Source organism: Lysinibacillus parviboronicapiens (genome assembly GCF_003049575.1).
Lineage (GTDB): Bacteria > Bacillota > Bacilli > Bacillales_A > Planococcaceae > Lysinibacillus > Lysinibacillus parviboronicapiens.
In genome coordinates this window covers 1-22,564 of record NZ_PYWI01000028.1, presented here as the reverse complement: position 1 = coordinate 22,564, position 22,564 = coordinate 1, and the positions used below count along the sequence as shown (strand labels likewise).

Here is a 22,564-nt window from a genome sequence, read left to right as displayed (position 1 = left end):
CATAAGGAACGGGGACGAATACATGCAAGCAGTTAAACAATTAGGGCAGTTTTTGGCGCCCTATAAATTTTTTACACTTATTGCACCGTTATTAATGGTGCTTGAGGTGACAATGGATTTAATTCAGCCGACAATCATGCAACATATGATTGATACAGGTATTGCCAATGGCGACAATGCATACGTGCTAAAGATGTTCGTTTGGATGATTATGAGTGCTGTCCTAGGGCTTGTTGGGGGCCTTGGTTGTTCCATCTATAGCTCAAAGGCAGCCATTAACTTTGCCTCAGATGTGCGAGAGAAGCTATATGAAAAGATGATGACCTATTCCGCAAAAGAACGGGATGCGTTTACGACTGGTAAACTTATTACCATCTTAACGAGTGATGTGGAAAGTGTGCAGCGCGCATTCATGATGACGTTGCGTATTTTTGTGCGCGGACCACTATTGTTTATTGGCGCAGTTGTTATTGTTTTTGTGACAGCTCGTGAGCTTTTTTCAATTTTACTTGTGATTGTGCCGATTTTGATTGTGGCGATGTATTTTTTTACAAAATATTCGGGCGTGCTATATCGCAAAGTGCAAGAGGCCATTGATGGTGTTAATACCAAGCTTCAAGAGAATTTGGCGGGGATACGCGTGGTAAAGGCGTTTCGTCGAGAGCAACAACAGGTTGAGCAGTTTGGCGTGCAAAATGACACACTCACAAAGCGCTTTATTACCGCGGAGCAAATTGTTGGCGTCCTTGTACCTTTTACGATGTTCATTGTCAACATGGGGATAGTTGTCGCACTTTGGCTGGGGGCTATAAAAGTAGAAGCTGGCACATTGCAAGTCGGTGTTATTCTTGCTTTTATTAACTATTTGACAATCATCTTAAATGGACTCATGTCATCCAGTATGGTGCTTATGCAAATCGCACGCGCATTGCCATCCGGCGAGCGCATTGTGGATGTGTTGAATAAAGAAGTAGCGGTGAAAGAAGCGGAACGAGCACTGCATACAGACATTCATGGGGAAGTTACTTTTGAAAATGTGAGCTATCGTTATTATGAAACAGCAGAAGATGTACTAAAAAATATCACGTTTTCTGTGAAAGCTGGGCAAACGGTAGGTATCATCGGTAAAACGGGAAGTGGTAAATCAACATTAGTAAAATTACTGCCGCGTCTTTTTGATCCTACAGAGGGGCGCATACTAGTAGATGGTAAACCATTAAAAAATTACGCTTTGACAACTTTACGAGAACATATTGGTTTTACCTCACAAAAGGCTATGCTTTTTTCAGGGGCCATTGAAAAAAATATACGTCTTGGTAAAGAGAAGGCAACCCTGAATGAATTACAGCTAGCACTCGATGCAGCTTGTGCATCTGAGTTTGTGGACCAACTTGAAAAAGGTATGGCACATGAACTTTCACAAGGAGCGACAAACCTCTCCGGTGGGCAAAAACAACGTTTAGCCTTGACGCGTGCATTTGTAAGACAACCATCCATTTTAGTATTAGATGATACAACTTCCGCGCTAGATAGTGCCTCAGAAAAACATATTCAACAGGCAATTAACGACAATTTCCGAGATACAACAACATTTATAGTGGCCTCTAAAATTGCCTCTATTCAACAGGCAGACCTCATTTTAGTGTTGGAGGACGGCGAAATTGTTGGTCAAGGTACACATCAACAATTATTGCAGGAAAATGAATCTTACCAAGCGATTTACGCTTCGCAACAAAAGGCTGGTGAACAACAATGAGTCAAAGTCAACCGAAGCAAATGAATTTTGGTCGAGGGCCTCGTATGGGTGGACCAGTTGAAAAAGCAGCCGATCAACAAGCAACAATTTTACGGGTATGGCAATATGTGAAACAGCAAAAAATAGGGCTGTTTTTCTCGATATTTTTTGTCATCGCCTCAACGATATTAAGCTTAGCTGGTCCTTATCTTATCGGTCATATTGTTGATGAATATATCATGCAAAAGGACATTGCAGGCACAATTCGTCTTGGTATAGTGCTTGCAGTTATTTTTACAGTAGCATCTATTTTTACGTGGTTACAGACATATGTCATGATTCATGTGGCCATGAAAACGATTCGTACATTACGTCTAGAGCTCTTTAAAAAGCTTCAATCTTTAACACTGAAATTTTTCGACCAACGTGCCCTCGGAGATTTAATGAGTCGTGTGACGAATGATATTGATAACTTAAATACAGCTCTGGCACAAAGTGTCACGCAAATCGTCTCGTCGATCTTAACTGTGATTGGCGTTAGTATTGCCATGTTCTCACTTAGTTGGCAATTAGCAATTGTGACCCTAATCATTATTCCACTTATCGTCTTTACAACAAAGCAAATTGTTAAACGCAGTGGGAAAAATTATGCGGCACGTCAACGTGATTTAGGAAAACTCAACGGCTATATTGAGGAGATGATTACTGGAGCAGAGGTTGTCACACTTTTTGGCAAAGAACAACAGACAATTGAATCTTTCCATAAACAAAATGAGCATCTGCGCCATTCAGCACAGCGCGCGGAAATTACTTCTGGCTTGCTTGGTCCTATCAATAACTTTATGAATAACTTGGGGTTGGCTGTTGTAATAGGAACAGGTGCATTTTTAGCGGTAAAAGGACTTGTTTCAGTCGGCATTATCGCAGCATTTGTTACGTACACACGTCAATTTTTCCGTCCGCTGAACCAGCTTTCGAATTTACTGAATACATTTCAGTCAGCGATTGCAGGAGCGGAACGTGTTTTTGAAATATTAGATGAACCGTCAGAAGTGGCTGACAAAAAGAATGCACTTGAATGTGAGCGATTAACGGGTGATGTCACATTCAATCAGGTATCGTTTAGCTACATACCAGAAAAGCCAGTGTTGAAAAAAATTAGCTTCGATGCTAAGGCTGGCGACACAATTGCACTGGTTGGTCCGACGGGTTCAGGAAAAACAACGATTATTAACTTACTCACTCGTTTTTATGATGTCGATGCAGGTGAAATTTTAATCGATGGACATCATATTGAGGATTACAAAATGGCGACAATCCGTAAAAGAGTTGGCGTTGTGTTGCAGGATACGTACTTATTTTCAGGGACAATTCGGGAAAATATTCGTTTTGGCAAGCTAGATGCTACAGATGCAGAAGTAGAGGAAGCCGCGAAAATTGCCAATGCCCACAATTTTATTAAGTATTTACCAGCGCAATACGATACAGCTGTACAAGCAGGTGGAGCAAATTTAAGTCAGGGCCAACGTCAATTACTGGCCATTGCACGCGCAATATTAGAAAATGCCGATATTTTAATTTTAGATGAGGCCACATCTAGTGTTGATACACAAACAGAAGTCGATATTCAAAAAGGGCTCCAGCATTTAATGCAAGGACGCACTAGCTTTGTCATCGCTCACCGTTTGAAAACAATCGAAAATGCTGACCAAATTCTGGTCATCCAGCAGGGCGAAATTGTTGAGCAGGGCAATCATCAACAACTGATGCAAAAACAAGGTATTTACAGCAATTTACAACAAAAACTGCTGCTAGAGAGTGCTGAGTTATGATTTACAATAAAAAAATAACAGTTACTTAGACTGCACTTTTTTCAATAAAGCGTGTCGTCATTAGACTATTTCAACTGGAGGTAACGAATATGCCATATTGTAAAGTTAAGAATGCGAATCTTTACTATGAAGATATTGGTACAGGGATACCGATAATCATGATACATGGATTTTCGCCAGACCATCGATTAATGAAAGGTTGTATGGAGCGAATTTTTGATGAACGGACTGGATGGAGAAGAATCTACATTGATCTTCCAGGAATGGGTCGAACAAAGGACTATAAAGCCATTCGTCATTCAGATGGAATGCTCCAAGCAGTCATCGATTTCATAGACGCAGTCATACCAAATCAGCCCTATTTGTTGGTGGGGGAATCCTATGGCGGTTACTTAACAAGAGGCGTTATTAGGCAACAGTCTGAAAAAATTATGGGTGCTGCATTTATTTGCCCGATGATTATTCCTGAAAAACAACATAGGACACTTCCGATGCATACAAATATTTTTTCTGATTCTGAATTTTTGACTAAACTATCAAAAGCGGAACGTGAAGATTTCGCTTCAAAGCAAGTAGTACTTGATGAATATAATTGGAATCGCTACATGCATGAAGTGTTAGCAGGCTGTCAAATAGCCAACCATGCATTCTTAGAACAGCTCCAGAAAAACTATGGATTTTCATTTAGTGTAGATGAGTTGGTGTTCGAGAAACCTTGTGTTTTTTTGCTAGGAAGACAAGATTCAATGGTTGGATATAAAGACGCATTTGATACTCTAGATAATTTTCCAAGAGCGACATTTGCTGTGTTAGATAGAGCCGGGCATAACTTGCAAATTGAGCAAGCGGTTTTGCTTAATGGCCATATCATCGAATGGCTAAGTAGAGTGGATGAAAGTAGACGTTATGGAAAATTATAGATTTATTGGATACTCCTAACAAATTTAGAAAAAACGTGAATCTAGGTATAAGAACAATCATTTATCAACATTTGATCAATGGTTGTTTTTATTTGCAAACTTCTTACATTTGGCACTCGTCTAATGATTGAAAAGGAGGAGCATACGTGGATGAACTAACTTTAGCCACTTGAGAGAACTCAGGACATATCATGGATGATATTATGCAAGAGTATGGGCAAGAAACTTCTACAACTTGTCTATGCTTATGTGAAAAACCAGGCGATTTCTGAAGATTTAACACAGGAAATCTTTGTGAAGTGTTTTCAGGCACTTCCAAAATAAGGGACAGGTAGTTGCGTTTCTAAACTACAATCATGAAATACAGAAAAATTAATTAGAAATTTATTTTTATCGTTTATTCTTTCGTTATAAGATGAGAGGAGAATTCGATGAAAACAATATGCAAAGTCGTAAAGAAGCTGATGATATGGCTAATAGCTGTTATTTTACTTGGATTAGTATCCATATTTAGTTATCATCACTATCAATTAATGAAGGAATCTGCCCTTCTTACAGATGAGGGGTCGCTCGTTAAGGTAAATGATAAAAAAATAAATGTTTATAACGAGGGAGATGGCAAAGACACTTATGTATTGATGGCGGGCTCTGGAATTGCCGCACCTATCTATGAAATGAAAGGTCTGTATAGCAAGTTTTTAGTGGAAAATAAGATTGCGGTTATGGAAAGAGCTGGTTATGGTTACAGTGATGTATTTAATGATGCTAGGGATATCGATACAATGTTAGAACAAACGAGGGAAGCGCTCTTACAAAGTGGAAATAAGCCACCGTACATTTTAATGCCACATTCATTATCAGGTATAGAAGCGATATATTGGGCGCAAAAATATCCACAAGAGATCAAAGCCATTATTGCTCTTGATATTGGCTTACCCCAGCAATACGTAACACATAAGATGAGTCTAGCTAATAGATGGACCGTAAGAGGCGTCAATTTGTTAACGAAATTGGGCTTGCATCGATTAGTGCCTGAGATGACATATAATCCTGAAGTAATGAAGCAATCTTTTTTAACAAAAGAGGAAAAAGAAATATATAAAGCTATTTCTTTTAAACAATTTTTTAATAATGATATGAAGGAAGAGTTATTGCATGCTGACGAAAATAGTCAGAAATCAATTTATCTACCAATGCCAAAAGAGACACCTATTTTATTTATTGATGCCATTGCCGAACAAAATAAAAATTCAAAATATACCAAACAACAAAGCAAAGATTATCGAGACTTTGCCAAACAATTGAATACGTCGGAAGTCGTAGAAGTTAGTGGCACACATAGTATTTATTTGTATAAGCCTGATGAGATATATGATCTTAGCCAGGCATTTATCAAGTCAAAAGTCGACAAAAAAGAAAGGCCGAAGTGATGAAGGGATATAATATTTTACTGATTGAAGATGATTTAATGATTGGTGATTTGTTGCAAAAAATTTTGCAACGGGAAGACTATCAAGTATGTTGGCTAACAGATGGGAAAGAGTTACTGACCCTCATACCTCAGATGGATTTAGTCATTATGGATGTGATGCTACCCGGTGAAGACGGCTATCAACTAACAAAGAAAATTAAACAGCTAGGATTAAACATTCCGATTATTTTTCTATCTGCTCGTAATGATATGGATAGCAAGCTTCAAGGTTTAACAATTGGTGAGGACTATATGACAAAGCCTTTTGATCCGAGAGAGCTGCTACTGAGAATGCAGAAAATGTTAGAACATCACTATGGTACCTTTTCACAAATTAAACATCTATATATTGATGCAGAACATAAAAAGGTTTTTAATCATAGCCTCCATGATGAGATAGCATTGACGGCAATTGAACGTAAAATTTTCTTTTATTTATACGACAACAGGGATCGAGTTTTAACAAAAGACCATTTCTTTGATTATTTATGGCCACTTGAAAATCGCAATCACAATATCGTCAACGTTCACATAAAAAAAATACGGACAAAAATTAATGATACATCCGGTGATATTCTTCAAAATATATATGGGGAAGGGTATAGATTAAATACCTATCGTAAAAAATGAAACTAAAAACAAAATACCAGTTAATATTATTTTCAGCAATTATTAGTGTACCGTTAGTTTTGTTAGTAATTAGTATAGCGATGTCAATCATCTATGATATCGCCTTTAAGACCAAGAATCAGGGCATACCTTTTCATCAGTCTTTTGCTTATCCAACAATGTTAATTGTCTTTTTCTTATCGCTCGTATTATTAGCCATTTTATTTTCGAAGTCAATTAACGCGCTACTCTCTAAAATAAACATGTTAAATAAAACTATTCGCCATCTAGCGAGCGATGAGAAAATCCCCGATACTTTAGATGTTCCTAGTGAAGATGAAATCGGAGAACTCATTAAATCGGTAAATCTATTAATTGAAAGAACAACCTATCGCGAACTACAACTTAAACAACAACATGAGCTACAAAAGGAAGTATTCAATAAATTACGACACGATATTAATACACCTTTAACGGCTATCCGGCTGCAATTATTCTATTTAGAAGAATACTATCAGGAACAACCTCTAATAGTAGAGTCATTAAATAAGCAAATTCAATATATCGCCGATTTAACCAATGATTTTAATGTGCAAACAATGGAGACAATCGAAAATTCTTATATTGTAAACGACGACGTCCATGTGTCTGAATTATTGACAACCATGTTAAAAAAGTGGAGTTACTTATACAGTATTCATGACATCGAATTAGTCTTTCAATCATTCGATAAAGATTTACTATGGAATAGTAATGATTTATGGTTGCAAAGGATGTTTGATAATATTTTTCAAAATACATTGAAGCACTCAAAAGCTACAAAACTTGAGGTCAGCATTGAAAATGGTATAGTCTGCCTAAAAGATAATGGTATCGGCTTTGATGGCAATCGTACAACAACTGGATTAGGCTTAAACATTATTGAAGATATCGCTAACATACTCCAAATCAACTATACTCTACAGTCGAATGAGGAAGGCACAACATTTTGCTTTAGGTTTGTATAAAGGTAAGTGTAATGTCGATAATTTGAGAGAGTGTCCGATTAACCCCAAAATTGTCCAAGTTAGCGATGATTTTGTAAAAAAGGCCCATTTGACCTAGCGTTAGTCAAATGGGCTTCCTATAAATTATAGACCTTCTTTAGCACGCTCCAGAATAGATTCAATAACCTGTTTTAGTTGAATTATTGTAGGGTCATTACTTTCATTTTTTCTGTAAATAAACACGGTATTTATCACATTTTCTAATTGTGGTAATTTGTAATAATGTATTTCTGAATAATGATAGAGGTCAATGAGCTTTGAATTTAACACGGCGATGCTATTATCCATTTGCAAAAAATCTAGAATACTACTAACGGACTTTATCTCTTTCATATGATATGGAATATCATGATTCTTTAGCCATTCGACGACAGCACGCGTATACATACAGCCTTTACTTAAGACAAGCAGGGTGAGCGTTGGACGCTCTTGAAAATTAATAATATGCCTATTATGAGATATCACTTCGAATGTTTCAGTCGTTATGAAGTCATAGTGAACGTCTGGATAGATTTTAATCGGTTTACTAGTGAGTGCACAATTCAGTTCAGCATTGTGTACTTTTTCATTTAAGGAATTACTAGATTCGACAGTGAAATCAACATCTAGTGGAATGTTATTTGTATGCAAGGTATTGACGATAGTTGCACCGTAAATTTTGATCGTTGTATGGGATGCGCCACAGTTCACTTTTGTTGTCATTTGCTGTGAACCAATGGCTTGTAAAAATTCTTCATATTCTTGGGTGAGTAGCTGTAAAAAGTTTCTATACTGAATGCCGACATCGGTAATTTTTAAACCATGGGGTGTACGTTTAAAAACAGCTTGCCCAATCTCTGCCTCCATTTTTTTTACTTTAGATGTAAGCGCAGATTGTGTATAGTTAGTGATTTCGGCGGATTTACTTAAATTTTGACGTTGTAATAATTCAATTTTTAATGCAATTTCTTCGATGTTCATTTAGTATGTCACACACCCTATTAAAATTTTTGATAGGTTCTATCATTTTCCTCTATTTTACGCGTTGTCGTATCCAACGTAAACTCTAGGTAACTTACATTATACCGAACTAATAAATTGGTGTAGAAATAGAAATTGGAGGAGCTTGGATGAATACATATTATAAATGGTTCATCGTATTGGTGGCTACACTTTGTCAAACAGCAGCAACTTTTGTGACATATGGGATGGGGCCAATCGCTACGTTTTATCAGGTTGAATGGAACTTAACTTCATTACAAGCTGGATTTATTGTTTCAACAGTCAATATAGGACCAATGTTTTCCATGCTCGTATTTGGTCACTTAATGGATAAAAAAGGAGAGAAACAAATCATTGGCTGGGGGACTATTTTATTAGGGCTCTCTGCATTAACACTTGTGATGGTAAATCATTATTCGGTGTTGTTACTGTTATTATTAGTGGTAGGAATCTGGTACGGAAGTGCTCAAACTGGGGGCAGTACGGCCATCGTCAAATGGTTTCCCGACAAACATCGAGGGCTAGCTATGGGTATCCGACAAACTGGAATTCCAATAGGAGGGGCCTTGGCATCTGTCATCCTTACTTATACGTATAATCATTTTGAGTTGTCTGCGGTACATATCGTGCAAGGCTTTGTAGCCATTGCTGGAGGTATTCTTTTCTTATTAGCGTATAAAGAACCAAAAGAAACCGTAGTGTCAGTATCTAAATCCGTATCTTTTAAAGAAAAAATGATAACTATTAAAAATAATAAAGTGCTTTACCCCATATATATCGTAGGCATCACGATGATGTCATTACAGATGATACTCATTGCTCATTTTATGAGTTATTTGCATCAAGAAGGCAGTTATTCATTAATCGATGCAGGGATGTATTTAAGCTTAATCTTAGTAGGGGGTATGATAGGAAGAGTAGTCATTGCATGGCTAAGTGATCAATTCTTTGAGCACAATAGAGAAAAATTATTATTCATTGTAATGGTTTGCACTGTTATTTTTACTATAATGTTACCATTTGTGATGCAATTGGAGATGCTGATGCACTTCTTCTGCTTCCTCCTAGGCTTCGTAGCAATCGGCTGGTATTCCTTGTTTATAGCTTGTGTTACAGAGCAATCCAATCCAGGTTATGTAGGGCTAACAGTGAGTGCTGCTTTAACTTTAAATCAAATTTTTATCGTCATAGCACCAACTTTTTATGGTTTCATGGTCATTGTATTACATAGTTATCAGCTAGCATTGGATTTGGTAGCAATCGCTGTAGCGTTAGGGGCGGTGAATTTATACCGAGCGACAATAAGTACAAATAGGGATGCTGTCTAGAATAGAGCTGGAATTTTGTGATAAAACGCTTAAAATATGTTAAAATGATCATTCATACGAAAAAGCATAATGCTGCTAATGGAGGAGTCTATGATGGCGTACAAAGAAAATAAAAGTTCAATTTCGATTGATGCAAGTCTAGAAAAAGTCTGGCAGGCCATTACGGATGCCGAGCTGCTAACAAAATGGTATGCGCCTGGTTCAATATGGGAAATTCCTCATTTAGCAGCAGGTGAACAGATTATTTTTACATTAATACCTAATAGCCATAATCAATTGACTGAGAAGTTACCGATGACCTTAACGATAAAAAATGTAACTATGCATCAGCAATTTTCATTTTACTTAGATTTACCTGAAACGTTAATAGCCATCTCATTGGCAGATGACATGGGAAAAACAACTGTAACATTCAACACGAGCGGTTATGAGGCATCACTCGCCAATTTAAAGGCTTTGTTGGAGGGAAATGAAATCCCTTTTGTGTAATAAAAAAGAAAAATGCTAAAAGAATCGTTCAACAATTTAAGTTTCATGGAAAATGAATTTTTTCATGAAACTTTTTCATTGTTCGTCGGTCTAACGACAAATGCTAATTGTCCTGAAGTTACTGTTAACGCTATTGATGACGAAGGAAATGTCTACAAATTTTATGAACCTTCTAGCATTTTCACCTATCCAGCTAATTGAAATAGTATCCCTACAGCGTGAACATGTCAAAAGTGATGTGATTTGAGGTTCAACTTCTTTGTTAGGTTGCATATCAATTAAGTGATGGATAGGGAGGAAATCGTTAAATGACGACTTTCTAAGTCTCAGGTCTTAGAAGAATTTAAAGCGGAGGGTCGTTATTTAAAAATCGATATTTCGATAAAATGGATTTATTGGAAGATTATATATCAGGAGGTAATTAATTTGAAGAAATTTGTGGGAATCGGTTTAGTTATGAGTGCTTCAATACTTGTTCTATCGGGGTGTAACTCAATTATTCCTGGGAAAAACAACGAAGAATCCATCTTAGTTGAAAAGGATAAGGCTGAGAAGTTAGATGTAGAATTAAATCTTGGAGTAGGGGAAATGACGGTTACAAAAGGAGCGAAGGACTGGGTTGAAGGGACTGCTCAATATAACATAAATAAACTAGCACCAAAGGTTAGCTACGATCTTCATGGGCAAACGGGAGAAGTGGTTATTGAACATAAAGGCTCCACAAAATTTGGTATTTCGAATGTGAAAAATGAATGGAATATAACACTTAATGAGGATATTCCAATGAATCTTTCCGTTGAAACAGGTGCGTCTATGGCAAATCTTGATTTACAGGGCTTGAAGCTTGAAAAATTAGATATTGAAACAGGCGTAGGTGATCTTGCTGTAAATTTAGGTGGTGATTGGAAAAAAAGCTTTGAAACGAACATTGAAACTGGTGTTGGTCAAACAACGGTCATTTTACCATCGAAAGTCGGCGTAAAGCTTACAACTGAAAAAGGGATAGGGTCTTCGAGTGTAGAAGGGTTTATTGCAAAAGGTAAAGGTGTTTATGTAAATGAAGCATATGAACATGCAGATGTCGTACTCGAGGTAAATTCGGAAATGGGCGTTGGCGATGTTACGTTCAAGTTAGATAAATAGATTAGTTTTAGTAGGCTACTTTTCAAAGAGTAGGCTACTTTTTTGTGTTTCATCTTCAATCCTAAGTTTTAGATTTGGTATGTATTCTGCGCACAAGAGACAGTGGAGAGATCATTAGGTGGGACGAAGTCTAAGATGTCTTGTGACAATGTGAGACCACAACAAATTGTTCCGATGCAACTACGCTCTTGACCGCGAAAAGTATTTATGATTTGAAGTAAAAAAAGAAAAAGCATAAAAGTGAAACCTTTTATCGGATATAAAGACTCTAAGTATTGAACGGAGGGAAACAGCATGGAACATGATTTATCTATCGTGAAACAAGCGATTGCAGGAAACAAGGAAGCGTTTGAACAACTTCTAAGTTTAGAGGAAGAAAAGCTGTACTATACAGCACTTTCTTATGTAGGACAAAAAGAGGATGCACTGGATGCTATTCAAGAAACAGCGTGTAAGGCTTATTTAACAATTAAACAGCTCAAGCACCCAGAATTTTTTTCTACTTGGCTGTTTCGTATTTTAATTCATGAGTGTTATCGTTTGTTGAAAAAAGGGCAAAGAATCATTCCTTATGAAGAAGGTGAGCTATTAAAACGTTTAAATCATCAACCGACTGAAATCAGTAATCCCATTGATTTATCAGAGGCATTACAGCACTTGAGTCACGCCCATCAAATGGCACTTATTTTATATTATTATCATGATTTACCGATTAAACAAATTTCACAAATGATGGATAAGCCTTCAAGCACAATCAAAACGTATTTACATCGTGGAAAAAAACACTTAAAACGAGAATTAGAAAGGAGCGCAACATACAATGAAAGATTCATTTAATCATAAGAGTAGCTTTCCAGAATTCCCGAGAGACGAGGTACGAACAGCCATTACCAAAGGTATTCAACAAGCAGAGGAGCAAAACAATATGAATCAAACACCACGACACGTAACACGAAGAAGTAGACGTACACCCTTATTATATGTGGCTAGCGCGGCTGCAGCATTTGGTATTATGATAGGCTCAGCATATATATCACCAACATTTGCTAGCACTTTGGCTCAACTGCCGATCGTGGGGTCCGTGTTTGGTGACTCTGGCTTGCTTGGGCTAAAACAGGCTAGCGAACAAGGATTAACAAAAACGGTTGGAGAAAAGCAAATAATCAATGGTATTGCTGTTACTGTCGATGAAGTACTGTATGATGACACAAATATTACTGTTGGCATTAAAATTGAATCGGAAAAAGAATTAAGCAATGAGTACTTCGGTGCAGGTATGGATTTGAAGATGAATGGGAAATTTCTTAGCGGATCGGGAAGCTATGGCGAAGAGAATTTAAGCCCAACCATTCGTACAGGTATTACGACTTTTAATGTCACGGATGATATGCCAAATTCCTTTGAATTGGGGTTGATTTTGGAAGGTAAAGAAGGAGAGAAATGGGAATTTTCAACCCCTATAAAAAAGATTGTCGATATTGTCCAGTTACCAGTCAATCATCAACAGCAAGCACAGGGGATTCAGCTTGATGTTTCTAAAGTATCCGTGAGTCCTTCTGGTATTGGCCTTGCATTTGAAGCAACTGAAGCAGGAAATAGTGATAATCCTCAATTGGCAGCTTCATTTATTGAATTCCGCATAACGGATGAACAAGGTAAGGAACTTACTTCACATTCAGGAGGGCTGAAGGGGCAATTTAATGACGGTGTATGGGTCTTCAGTGGCAATAAAACGTTTGATCCAATTTCAGATAATGTGTCAACATTAATCATTACGCCATATTTAATGCTCCCTACAGGTGGATCAGGTGTACAAATACAACCGAATGGGGAAGAAACGAAATTGCCGTTTGATAAATCAACTCTGAAAGAGGTTAAATTCCAACCATTTACTGTCGAAGTACCATCGCAGAATAATCATTAAATCGAAATAAGAAAGCGTTAAATACAACATCGCCATTCCTAAGTATGGCGAATTGTATTTGACGCTTAATTTGTGTTAGCTTAAAAGAAGAAAATTTAACTCGAAGCGAGTGTTTTTGAAGGAGCGAAAGTATTGAAAACTTTTACATACAAACAACCTACGGCAATTGAATCAACAGAGGTAATACAGATTTTAAATGAAGCGGGCGCTGTCTCGTCCACTGTTCAACGAATTTACGCCAATAGACTAAAAAAAGCATTTGATCGTTCAATGGATTACCGATATTTTGTACGTTTTGATGCAAGTTCGGTTGATGGGCATCCTCTTTTTACATGTAAAAAAATGTCGCGTCGTGGTCGTGTTCATTTTCAAGGCAAAGATTTAGTTACTGGAAAAGATTATATGATTGCCTATGATGGCTGGCAAATTATGATTCCAGATTTAATCATTACAGACGGCGAGCAAAAAATAACCCTCAATAAAGAGATGGAGGACTGGTCAGTATTTTCACTAAATGAACAACCAATTGCCCGCTGGCAGGCAGGTTTTCAGGATAGTCATTTTGACATTACGCTTCAGATTGAAGAAGCTAGCCCCATCCAACATGAAGCCTTTTTTATTGCCATTGGGCAGGCTGTATTATTTGTAGGTGCATGATAAATTGTAGATTTTGGGCGATGAATTTTAGAAGTTAGGGGACAAGTAGCGAAATTGCAGCGATACATTTAAACGTGTTCGATCACTAAAAAAGACCCTCATTTTAGAGGGCCTCATGCTTACATATCTACAATTTCTTTTTTAATTTTTGGCGACTGATCCAGTATCCTTGTAATGTGAAGAAGTCATAAACCATTGGTGCGCCCTCGTCAATAACGGCCATCATCCTTGTTAAGAGGAGACCGAGGAATATGCCAACAGTCAGTCCATAAAGCACAAAAGACAGTACTTGCGTTAAAATCAACTTCATTAATCCATTGGGTGACAGACCGATTAGTCGCTGAATCGCATAGTCCCCCGTTTTGCATAAACAGAGTGAAGCAATGTTTGCAACACGCCTAAACAAGTCGCGGCGATTAAGATTACAAAAACACCAACGACTAGACTCTACTAGACAACTATACAACGATAGATGTCGAGGAAATTGCAGGACTATGCCAGCATGACAGCGAAAGACATATAAAGAAAGAAATAAAGGGGTGGTTAGTTGCGTTTAACAAAAGGGATAACAGGCTTTGATGCAGAGCATTTGATTGAACAGGAGATGCGGTCATTTCAATCTATGGTCTATCATCTTGTAACGAGTGAACCACGTTCTAAGCTTTTACAATTTATGGATGATCCCCGTGCTGTGTATATGCAGGCAGACATTCAGTTAGACAATGAGCAATTGACAATTCTTCATCATCAACTTATGCCATATGTGGCGTTTGCTATGAGTGATAAAGAACTGACTTTTCGATTTTTAACAAAACCTAACTTACACAAATACTTTCCAATGCGCAAATGCCTAGAGGCTGAAGTATTGAACAGTTTGCTTACACGAGATAAGGAACTTCATAGCTTATCGGATGTGGAATGGCTCTACGCAGCCTATTTTAAAAGTGAGACATTAGGGGATGTTATGTTTAATTATTGGGATTAATTTCACATAGCAGTTGCGCTATTCAACAAGTCAAAACGCTTTCCGCTATTTAAGCTAAAAATCTCCAATTCCGTTATATAGACGGAATTGGAGATTTTTTATGGTGTAAACATGGAAGGCTTGGTATGTTTTTTTTCTTTCGCAATCGTATTCTAGTAAATAATTTAAGACTTTTGCAAAAAGCACGTAGTTCTAAAAGTATGGTACTAAAACTTTTTATTTGGTATTACCCTGCCTATTTTCCGTTGTTTAAAAATTTCTTTTGACACCTGTGACAGATACTTTGCACGATGCTCCATAAATCAATGGCACTAAAATCAAAAAAAGCTTATAAACACACAAAAATCACTTAATTATTAATCTAAATATAGATTAAATTTTAAAACCATCCTAAATAGTTTTATAAGTGGTAAATTACTAATATTGTACAATATAGTTAAAATTTTTTGCTAATTATGGTTTATGAAGTATGAAGAGTGCTGATTGATATCGTTAAATAATGATTTTTTGATGTTTGGTCTGATACAAAGTTTAGGTAGATTTAGAAGCAGTAATTCAACTATATAAGGAAAAATAAGGGGAAATTTAATAATGAATTTTAAGTCTATTAGCACGAGAATCATTTTTGCATTCACTATTGTAGTGGCAGTCATTGTTGTATATATTGCTTACAATGTCTTAGCAATTACTCAAAATAACACCGCAACAGAACAAATTGTTGATGAAGAATTACAATTATTAATTACAGATTATGAACTAGCCTCCACAATTGCAGTAAGAATTGCAGCTGCTAGGGGTTATGTATTATCTGGAGAAGAAAAATATAAAGATATTTATACACATAACGTGGAACGTGCACTTGACAATGAGAAGAAACGTTTAGCGATTTCCCATTCAACTGAATTTCAGAAGTTTTCGGATATGGCGAAAGAATGGAGTAGCTATGTACAAAAAGATGTTTTCGATACATATGATCAGGGCAATGTCGAGCTGGCAACGAAAAATTTAGCTGCGATGGATGCGAAAGCGACTGAAATTCGTGAGGGCTATGAAGGCTTGGCAGAACAACGTAAACAATCTATTAATGCTGTTGGCTCCGATATGATTGCGGCTGGCGAAAGTAAGCAAATCACAAGCGTTATTGTTGGTATCGCTATCGTTGTCATTGCGATATTTACGGCCTTAATCAGTGCCAGAAGGATTTCTAAACCAATTATCATCCTGACAGAGCGTATGCAGCGCATAACTGAAGGCGACTTAAGTGAGCCAGCCCTTGATGCAAAAGCGAGTGATGAGCTTGGCCAGCTAACAACAGCGACAAATAAGATGTCAGAAATTTTGAACCGCTTGTTAAAGCATATTCAAACAGTGTCAAACCATGTAGCAACACATAGTGAGGAATTGATGCAATCTGCTACAGAAGTAAAGGTGGGGACGGAGCAAATTGTCGACACAATAGCAGAAATTGCGAGTGGTACTGAAATTCAGGCAAGTAATGCTTCGGATGTGGCTACAACCATGACAGAATTCACTACTCAGGTCACTGATGTAAATATGAGTAGTAAGGATGTCAATCAATATTCACAAGAAGTGATGCACTTAACCGAAGAGGGCAAGGGGTTAATGGCAGCTTCCACACAACAAATGAAAACGATAGATCATATTGTTAAAGAAGCGGTTCATAAAGTAGATAATTTGAGTAAACAAACCCAAGAAATCTCTAAAATAGTGGCAGTCATTCATGCTATTGCAGATCAAACGAACTTATTGGCACTCAACGCGGCCATTGAAGCAGCACGTGCTGGTGAGCATGGTAAAGGCTTCGCTGTTGTTGCAGATGAAGTACGTAAACTGGCAGAACAAGTATCTGTATCTGTTGATGACATTACCAGCATCGTTCAGAAAATTCAACACGATTCGGTGATTGTTACAGCATCACTCGAAACTGGATACGGTGAGGTGGAAAAGGGTACCACTCAAATCGCTTCTACAAATGAAACATTTAATCATATAGCAGAAGCAGTTTATGCCATGTCAACGAGCATTGTCACGATGTCCTCAAGATTAGAAGAAGTCGCCCAAAATACACTCAATATCAATAAATCTGTCGATGAAATCGCTGCCGTTTCCGAACAATCTGCTGCAGGCATACAAGAAACATCTGCAACGATTGAACAAGCAGCAAGCTCGATGGATGAAATTAAAAATAGTTCTGTCAATTTGGCAGAAATGGCAGAAAATTTAAACGATCAAATCAGTAAATTTAAATTATAGCCAGTGACATTAACGTACCGTATTTCATACTTCCAACACATTTAGAATGTATACTATTGCATTGGAAGGTGGGATAATTTTGAGAAAATATATATTAATGATGCTGATGAGTACGCTACTTCTTGCGCCAACGGCCTATGCGCATACTATGGATAAAAGTATGCTTTATACAGATGTTCCTGCAACAACGCCAGATTTACAGGAAATTATGGTTCTCCATAGTACTGGACTTATTGGCTATAATGGGGCAGATATGGCATTAAACCCTAGTGAAAATTTATCACGCAAGGATTTTGCTGGCTGGGTAGGCGCTTTCTTCGGACTAGAAGGAGCAACAGTTGATGAATTGGCTCAAGCCGCCAAAAATGAGGAATATGTATCTTCACTAGAAGGAGATATTACCTACAAGGAAATCAACACGGCATTATTTCATAATAAACTAGACATTGAAAAACCAGATGCAACGTTAACGAAAGAACAGTATATTGGCTTTTTAACTGACAACATAGATGTTGATATGGGAGGGCACACACTGCTTCAGATGGGTGGATTTACATACGGCCCAACAGGTACGATTGACGATGTTGTAACAGGTGATGAAACAGGACTAGTAATTGATGGTAAAACATATATGCTTTCTGGTCATCCCCGGATTTTTGCAGATGCTACCGAGGCAAAAAGCTGGGTGGGTCAAGAATTAGAAAAATCCATTTTGACGACGAGTGCTGGTCATCATCATGATGGTCATGAAACACAGTCAACGAATACGTCGGCGCCTACGTTACAATACATTCAACTTGCCACAACTGCACAGGCAGCGACAGATGAAAAGCAAGAACAAGTTACAAACGCAACACCAAGAGATCAACAGCAAGCAAGTGAAACGGCTGACACAACTGCCTCAAACTCAAGCACAGTATGGATTGTTGCCATTGTTGCTTTATTAGCCGTTATTATTGGCATTGTGTTGTGGAAACGAAAAAAATAATTGTAAGCATATAAAAAACCAGCAATTTACGAGTAAATCGTACTAATTGCTGGTTTTTTTAACCTTATGTGTACTTTATTTCCTTACTTAGATAGTTTGCCATTTCGCTTCTAGCCATGGTAGGAAGTTTTCACCTTGATCACCTTCATAGGCATCGTAGACATCAAGGCGTGTACGCTTTAACTTATCCGCGAAGTCTGAGAACGAATGGTCTGCAGGTAAGCTTTTCTTGACACGTACAAATACTTTTTCGGCACCTTTGATAAGCTCGAATTTACGGCGGGTAGGTGTTGGTACATCCTCACCAAAGTTCGTTAATGCTTCATAGGCCGCTTGCTGTACAGCGAACACTGTATCTGCCTTTACACGATTGTGTAGTAAGTCAATGACACTTTCATGTTTGAAGCTACTTAGTGTCTGCACAGCAGCCAAGCGCTCACGCCAGCTCGAAGTATAGTTGGCAGCCTTTTTTAAATCTTGGTAGTTTTCGGGTAACTCAGTTTGCATTTTCATATGTGCTCCTTTGTTGTAACGGACATAATGCCTTGTAACAGAATGCGCCTTTATTTCGTTCTTTATTTATAATGAGCCAATTCACTTCAAAATAGAACCGATATTAAAGAAATATAAGTGACAATTGGTATTCTATCGGCGCAACTGTAGATGCCGCCGGTTCTTGACGGTTCAATTGGTGAAATTGCACGTCGATAATGCTCTCCCACTGCTACCGGCGGAGATAATCTATCCTATACGATGATTCATGATAAAACATCATTCTTATAAATTAATATGGAAAAATCTATATCAAAATTTACTCACTAGAATAATTATATAGAAACTGACCGAGAAAGCAATGATTCGATGATGCAGAGATAAAATCGGGCAGATAATATTTCTATAGAAGTTCTTATTTGACTAGTTTCATTCAAAGCGTGCTTATCATGGTTTTTAGTTGCTTATTTAAAAGTGCTGCTTGTGCAACAGCCTGCTCATCATTAGCAATGTCACCAGGCTTGTTTGCCTCTCCAAGTATATAAGAAGAGAAGGGCATGTTTAAAAAGTTGAAAATGTATTGAAATTGTTGAATCAGAGGCAATCCCTTAATTTTTGGCTCATCGCCCCCAACTGCGAGTACTATCGCTTCTGTTGTCAATAATTTTTCTTTTAACTGCGGAAAGCGTTCATCTCGGATTGCGTGACTCAGGCGATCTACCATATTTTTCATGATACCAGACATGCTATACCAATAAATCGGTGTCGCAAAGACCACGATGTCACTTGTCAAAAGGGCATGAATGATTTGATCGTAATCATCATCCACAAATTGAAAACCTTGTGCATCATGACGTAAATCATGTATTGGTTGAATGTTTAAATCCTTTATTATTAACTTTTGATGAGGGACGCCCTCTAATACATAGTCGGCAAGTAACTCACTATTGCTGTGTTGTCTTGAGCTACCGATAAAAGCAGTGATGTTCATATTTTTTCCTCCTCTATATTTCACATTACAAATAGTGTATACTTCCTTTTGCTATCGAGAAAGCTGAATATTTCGATGGAATGGATCGAAAAAAACGATTAAGAGGTGAAAGCGATGGATCTTAAACAGTTACAAACCTTCCTAACCGCTTCCAAAACTTTAAGCTTTACCCAAACAGCTCAGCAATTAGGTTACGCGCAGTCAAGTATTACTGCTCAGATTAAATCTTTAGAAGAAGAGCTTGCTACAGTGTTATTTGAGCGTCTTGGTAAACGGATTACACTGACAGAAGAGGGGAGCAGGCTACAACAGTATGCCCAAAAAATGTTGGAGCTAGATACCGAAATGAAAAGAGTATTGTCCAGCGAACAGGCACATGCCGTATTAACGATTGGCGCACAGGAAAGTCAATGTGTATATCGCCTACCAAGCATTTTACAATTATTTCAGCAATGCCATCCACAAGTGAAAATCATTTTTAAACCTGTGCATACAACAGAAATTGCCAAAGATTTATTGCAGTCAGGGAACCTAGATGTGGCTTTTATTACCGATACGTTTAAAGAAACACCTATGCTACACCGAGAACGTCTCACACAAGAGCAATTAGTATTTGTTAGTGCCCCGTCGGCAATATTACAGCAAGGTCCATTATCAGTACAGCAATGTTCAAATGAAACGTTGCTGTTAACGGAAAATGGCTGTTCTTACCGAAATCAATTGGAAATGCACTTACAACAAGAAGGCGTCTATCCAGCACAAATGATTGAATTTGCTAGTATTGAGGCCATCAAGCAATGTGTGATGGCAGGCTTAGGACTCACATTTTTACCGAGAATGGTGGTGGCGAAGGAATTAGCGAATGAGCGCTTAAAGGAAGTGCCCTCAACATTAAAGTTAGCTGCGATTTATACCGATATTGCTTGGCATAAGGATAAACATATACCCCCATATCTTGCTGATTTTATAGACATTGCCATAGACAGGTATCAGGAACTTTAAAGTTTACGGGTAATAGTAAATGAACCAAATAAAAATGGCAGCTTTAGTTATAGCTCAAGCTGCCATTTTGTTAGTTCGAAAATTAAACATTCAATAATGTATTATTAATAATTGCCCGGTTTCTAGACTCAAATACGTTGTTATGCGAAGAAACGGTTGCCATTTTATCAGCATCTGGCTCTATCGTTAGTTTAATGCTATTTACGGCATTAACTGCATCTTGGAAAGCACCAGCAATTAAATGGATTTTTCCATCATATTGTGCGATATCGCCCACTGCATATAAACCCTCAATCGTTGTTTGACATCCCGTATTCGTTTGTAAAAAGTAATTGCGAATTTCATCACGTTTAGGCTCAATAGCATTATCGAATGAGAAGGATTGATCACGATCATAACCATGATTAATTAACACTTCATCTATAACAAGAGTCGCTGTCTCGTTTGTCACCTTGTTTTCGATAATGACTCTTTTAATTTTTGTTTTTTCTTCGTTGGCCACCAGTGTTTTAATAGATGTTTGTGTAATGATTGGAATGCCATAGGCTTGTAACTTTTTCACTTGTGCTTCATGGGCGGAAATTTCCTCTCCGCGGTAAATAATCGTAATGTCTTTTGCAATATCAAGTAAATCACATGCCCAGTCAACGGCAGAGTTACCACCGCCTGAAATTAATAAAGATTTATCTTTGAAGCGCTCAATACCACGAATTGTGTAATGAAGATTGGAAACTTCGAATTTTTCTGCACCTTCTAAGTCTAGCTTGATAGGACTAATAATTCCTCCACCGACAGCGACAATGACATTTTTTGAATAATGTTTTTCGCCTGTACTCGTTGTAATGATAAAAACATCATTTTCTTTCGAAACGATATCAACTTTTGTATTTAAACACACAGTAGGGTCAAATGTCAGACCTTGTTCAACTAAATTATCAATTACCTGTTGGGCTGGTGTTGCTGGTAAAGCACCAATATCCCAAATTAACTTTTCAGGATAGACGTGAATTTTTCCGCCAAGTACTGACTTATATTCAATTATTTTAGTTTTTAAATCACGAAGTCCTGCATAAAAAGCACTATATAGTCCACTCGGGCCGCCACCAATTATTGTTACATCATATATGTTTGTCATAGCATATCTCCTAATTTGTTTATTCTCATTGATTATCATTTTCAATTAGCAATGATTAATACTAAAATATAGTAATTTGAAGAACATTTCAAGTGTTAACGTAAATATAAATGAAATTGACCATGGAATAGGGGGGAATTGTATGTTTATTGAGGTATTTAAATTGAAATGTTAAGAGAAGAAAGGCGATAGCTTTACACAGAAAATTTGATGATATAATCAATGAGCTAGTCGTCTTGAAAAAAAGTGCGAATGGATAATTAGGGACTGACCCCTGTATATAAGACAGAGATCAAAAAAGCATTTACCCAACCAGTTGTCGATATTGTACCGGCGACTGGTTGTTTAGTTTCGCTTGTATTCGGATATAGTTATAATACTTTATATAGTCTTTGACAGTTTGTTCTACGATTGCCGTCGTAGTACGCCTTAAACTGTCTAAGTAAAATGTTTCAGACTTTAATGCAGAATGAAATGATTCAATTGGGGCATTATCAGCGGGCGTACCTTTACGGGACATGCTCATGATAATGCCTTTCCCTTTTACGGCCTGTTGATATCG

22 protein-coding genes and 1 pseudogene are annotated in these 22,564 nt (G+C 37.4%); 17 read left to right on the top strand and 6 right to left on the bottom strand.

Annotated elements, in window-relative coordinates:
* The first annotated feature begins 22 nt into the window (after positions 1-22).
* From C9J35_RS18690 to C9J35_RS18660, 7 genes and pseudogenes are all read left to right on the top strand, one after another.
* Positions 23-1,756, top strand: coding sequence for an ABC transporter ATP-binding protein (locus C9J35_RS18690; protein WP_107925886.1), 1,734 nt, complete (start codon positions 23-25; stop codon positions 1,754-1,756).
* Entirely contained in the window at positions 1,753-3,567 is a 1,815-nt protein-coding gene (locus C9J35_RS18685; protein ID WP_107925884.1) for an ABC transporter ATP-binding protein, read from the top strand. Before C9J35_RS18690 ends, C9J35_RS18685 begins: the two co-directional genes overlap by 4 nt.
* An 89-nt stretch (positions 3,568-3,656) precedes the next feature.
* On the top strand, positions 3,657-4,487 hold the full coding sequence (locus tag C9J35_RS18680; protein WP_107925882.1) for an alpha/beta fold hydrolase: 831 nt from the start codon (positions 3,657-3,659) through the stop codon (positions 4,485-4,487).
* 191 nt (positions 4,488-4,678) lie between these two features.
* Positions 4,679-4,802 (top strand): annotated as a pseudogene (locus C9J35_RS24935) (sigma factor); the annotation flags it as partial.
* A gap of 116 nt (positions 4,803-4,918) precedes the next feature.
* On the top strand, positions 4,919-5,917 hold the full coding sequence (locus C9J35_RS18670; protein ID WP_107925880.1) for an alpha/beta fold hydrolase: 999 nt from the start codon (positions 4,919-4,921) through the stop codon (positions 5,915-5,917).
* On the top strand, positions 5,917-6,588 hold the full coding sequence (locus tag C9J35_RS18665) for a response regulator transcription factor (RefSeq protein WP_107925878.1): 672 nt from the start codon (positions 5,917-5,919) through the stop codon (positions 6,586-6,588). The genes C9J35_RS18670 and C9J35_RS18665 overlap by 1 nt, the downstream gene beginning before the upstream one ends.
* The gene (locus C9J35_RS18660; protein WP_107925876.1) at positions 6,585-7,574 is read left to right on the top strand and encodes a sensor histidine kinase; all 990 of its coding nucleotides are present in this window, start codon (positions 6,585-6,587) and stop codon (positions 7,572-7,574) included. The genes C9J35_RS18665 and C9J35_RS18660 overlap by 4 nt, the downstream gene beginning before the upstream one ends.
* Positions 7,575-7,697: 123 nt before the next feature.
* Here C9J35_RS18660 and C9J35_RS18655 read toward each other — a convergent pair whose 3' ends face one another.
* Positions 7,698-8,573, bottom strand: a complete 876-nt coding sequence (locus C9J35_RS18655) for a LysR substrate-binding domain-containing protein (protein ID WP_107925874.1) — start codon at positions 8,571-8,573, stop codon at positions 7,698-7,700.
* A 149-nt stretch (positions 8,574-8,722) separates the two neighbouring features.
* Between C9J35_RS18655 and C9J35_RS18650 the strand changes: the two genes are divergently transcribed.
* From C9J35_RS18650 to C9J35_RS18625, 6 genes are all read left to right on the top strand, one after another.
* Positions 8,723-9,922 (top strand): MFS transporter, encoded by a 1,200-nt coding sequence (locus tag C9J35_RS18650; RefSeq protein WP_107925872.1) that lies wholly within the window; start codon positions 8,723-8,725, stop codon positions 9,920-9,922.
* Positions 9,923-10,012: 90 nt separating this feature from the next.
* Positions 10,013-10,411 (top strand): SRPBCC family protein, encoded by a 399-nt coding sequence (locus tag C9J35_RS18645; RefSeq protein WP_235616366.1) that lies wholly within the window; start codon positions 10,013-10,015, stop codon positions 10,409-10,411.
* Positions 10,412-10,837: 426 nt separating this feature from the next.
* On the top strand, positions 10,838-11,554 hold the full coding sequence (locus C9J35_RS18640; RefSeq protein ID WP_107925868.1) for a toast rack family protein: 717 nt from the start codon (positions 10,838-10,840) through the stop codon (positions 11,552-11,554).
* Between the two features lie 294 nt (positions 11,555-11,848).
* A complete protein-coding gene (locus C9J35_RS18635) occupies positions 11,849-12,391 on the top strand; it encodes a sigma-70 family RNA polymerase sigma factor (RefSeq protein ID WP_107925866.1) in 543 nt (180 codons plus the stop codon).
* Positions 12,375-13,478 (top strand): DUF4179 domain-containing protein, encoded by a 1,104-nt coding sequence (locus C9J35_RS18630; protein WP_054768446.1) that lies wholly within the window; start codon positions 12,375-12,377, stop codon positions 13,476-13,478. The genes C9J35_RS18635 and C9J35_RS18630 overlap by 17 nt, the downstream gene beginning before the upstream one ends.
* A gap of 132 nt (positions 13,479-13,610) precedes the next feature.
* A complete protein-coding gene (locus C9J35_RS18625) occupies positions 13,611-14,135 on the top strand; it encodes a tubby C-terminal domain-like protein (RefSeq protein ID WP_107925864.1) in 525 nt (174 codons plus the stop codon).
* 127 nt (positions 14,136-14,262) lie between these two features.
* Here the strand turns inward: C9J35_RS18625 and C9J35_RS24930 are convergent, their stop codons facing one another.
* The gene (locus C9J35_RS24930) at positions 14,263-14,541 is read right to left on the bottom strand and encodes an FtsX-like permease family protein (protein ID WP_369122301.1); all 279 of its coding nucleotides are present in this window, start codon (positions 14,539-14,541) and stop codon (positions 14,263-14,265) included.
* Between the two features lie 141 nt (positions 14,542-14,682).
* Here C9J35_RS24930 and C9J35_RS18615 point away from each other — a divergent pair, with 141 nt between their 5' ends.
* The 3 genes from C9J35_RS18615 (at position 14,683) to C9J35_RS18605 (ending at position 18,382) form a co-directional block, all read left to right on the top strand.
* Entirely contained in the window at positions 14,683-15,120 is a 438-nt protein-coding gene (locus C9J35_RS18615; protein ID WP_054768447.1) for a hypothetical protein, read from the top strand.
* Positions 15,121-15,711: 591 nt separating this feature from the next.
* Complete coding sequence (locus C9J35_RS18610) at positions 15,712-17,394, top strand: methyl-accepting chemotaxis protein (RefSeq protein ID WP_107925859.1); 1,683 nt, start codon at positions 15,712-15,714, stop codon at positions 17,392-17,394.
* Positions 17,395-17,473: 79 nt separating this feature from the next.
* On the top strand, positions 17,474-18,382 hold the full coding sequence (locus C9J35_RS18605; protein WP_107925857.1) for a hypothetical protein: 909 nt from the start codon (positions 17,474-17,476) through the stop codon (positions 18,380-18,382).
* Between the two features lie 87 nt (positions 18,383-18,469).
* Here the strand turns inward: C9J35_RS18605 and C9J35_RS18600 are convergent, their stop codons facing one another.
* Both C9J35_RS18600 and C9J35_RS18595 read right to left on the bottom strand, forming a co-directional pair.
* On the bottom strand, positions 18,470-18,895 hold the full coding sequence (locus tag C9J35_RS18600; RefSeq protein ID WP_107925855.1) for a HEAT repeat domain-containing protein: 426 nt from the start codon (positions 18,893-18,895) through the stop codon (positions 18,470-18,472).
* A gap of 412 nt (positions 18,896-19,307) precedes the next feature.
* Positions 19,308-19,865, bottom strand: coding sequence for a flavodoxin family protein (locus C9J35_RS18595; protein WP_054768448.1), 558 nt, complete (start codon positions 19,863-19,865; stop codon positions 19,308-19,310).
* Between the two features lie 114 nt (positions 19,866-19,979).
* On the opposite strand from C9J35_RS18595, the gene C9J35_RS18590 reads away from it, so the two are divergent.
* A complete protein-coding gene (locus tag C9J35_RS18590; RefSeq protein WP_107925853.1) occupies positions 19,980-20,867 on the top strand; it encodes a LysR family transcriptional regulator in 888 nt (295 codons plus the stop codon).
* 82 nt (positions 20,868-20,949) lie between these two features.
* On the opposite strand, the gene C9J35_RS18585 is transcribed toward C9J35_RS18590, so the two are convergent.
* A complete protein-coding gene (locus tag C9J35_RS18585; protein ID WP_107925851.1) occupies positions 20,950-22,002 on the bottom strand; it encodes an NAD(P)/FAD-dependent oxidoreductase in 1,053 nt (350 codons plus the stop codon).
* Positions 22,003-22,306: 304 nt separating this feature from the next.
* A partial coding sequence (locus C9J35_RS18580) for an IS3 family transposase (RefSeq protein ID WP_153062972.1) occupies positions 22,307-22,564 on the bottom strand: 258 nt, incomplete at its 5' end.

Excerpts from the sequence above, each read along its gene's own strand:
- C9J35_RS18690 (WP_107925886.1), top strand. The coding sequence starts at position 23 with ATGCAAGCAGTTAAACAATTAGGGCAGTTTTTGGCGCCCTATAAATTT.
- C9J35_RS18685 (WP_107925884.1), top strand. The coding sequence starts at position 1,753 with ATGAGTCAAAGTCAACCGAAGCAAATGAATTTTGGTCGAGGGCCTCGT.
- C9J35_RS18680 (WP_107925882.1), top strand. The coding sequence starts at position 3,657 with ATGCCATATTGTAAAGTTAAGAATGCGAATCTTTACTATGAAGATATT.
- C9J35_RS18670 (WP_107925880.1), top strand. The coding sequence starts at position 4,919 with ATGAAAACAATATGCAAAGTCGTAAAGAAGCTGATGATATGGCTAATA.
- C9J35_RS18665 (WP_107925878.1), top strand. The coding sequence starts at position 5,917 with ATGAAGGGATATAATATTTTACTGATTGAAGATGATTTAATGATTGGT.
- C9J35_RS18660 (WP_107925876.1), top strand. The coding sequence starts at position 6,585 with ATGAAACTAAAAACAAAATACCAGTTAATATTATTTTCAGCAATTATT.
- C9J35_RS18655 (WP_107925874.1), bottom strand. The coding sequence starts at position 8,573 with ATGAACATCGAAGAAATTGCATTAAAAATTGAATTATTACAACGTCAA.
- C9J35_RS18650 (WP_107925872.1), top strand. The coding sequence starts at position 8,723 with ATGAATACATATTATAAATGGTTCATCGTATTGGTGGCTACACTTTGT.
- C9J35_RS18645 (WP_235616366.1), top strand. The coding sequence starts at position 10,013 with ATGATGGCGTACAAAGAAAATAAAAGTTCAATTTCGATTGATGCAAGT.
- C9J35_RS18635 (WP_107925866.1), top strand. The coding sequence starts at position 11,849 with ATGGAACATGATTTATCTATCGTGAAACAAGCGATTGCAGGAAACAAG.
- C9J35_RS18630 (WP_054768446.1), top strand. The coding sequence starts at position 12,375 with ATGAAAGATTCATTTAATCATAAGAGTAGCTTTCCAGAATTCCCGAGA.
- C9J35_RS18610 (WP_107925859.1), top strand. The coding sequence starts at position 15,712 with ATGAATTTTAAGTCTATTAGCACGAGAATCATTTTTGCATTCACTATT.
- C9J35_RS18600 (WP_107925855.1), bottom strand. The coding sequence starts at position 18,895 with ATGAAAATGCAAACTGAGTTACCCGAAAACTACCAAGATTTAAAAAAG.
- C9J35_RS18595 (WP_054768448.1), bottom strand. The coding sequence starts at position 19,865 with ATGAACATCACTGCTTTTATCGGTAGCTCAAGACAACACAGCAATAGT.
- C9J35_RS18590 (WP_107925853.1), top strand. The coding sequence starts at position 19,980 with ATGGATCTTAAACAGTTACAAACCTTCCTAACCGCTTCCAAAACTTTA.
- C9J35_RS18585 (WP_107925851.1), bottom strand. The coding sequence starts at position 22,002 with ATGACAAACATATATGATGTAACAATAATTGGTGGCGGCCCGAGTGGA.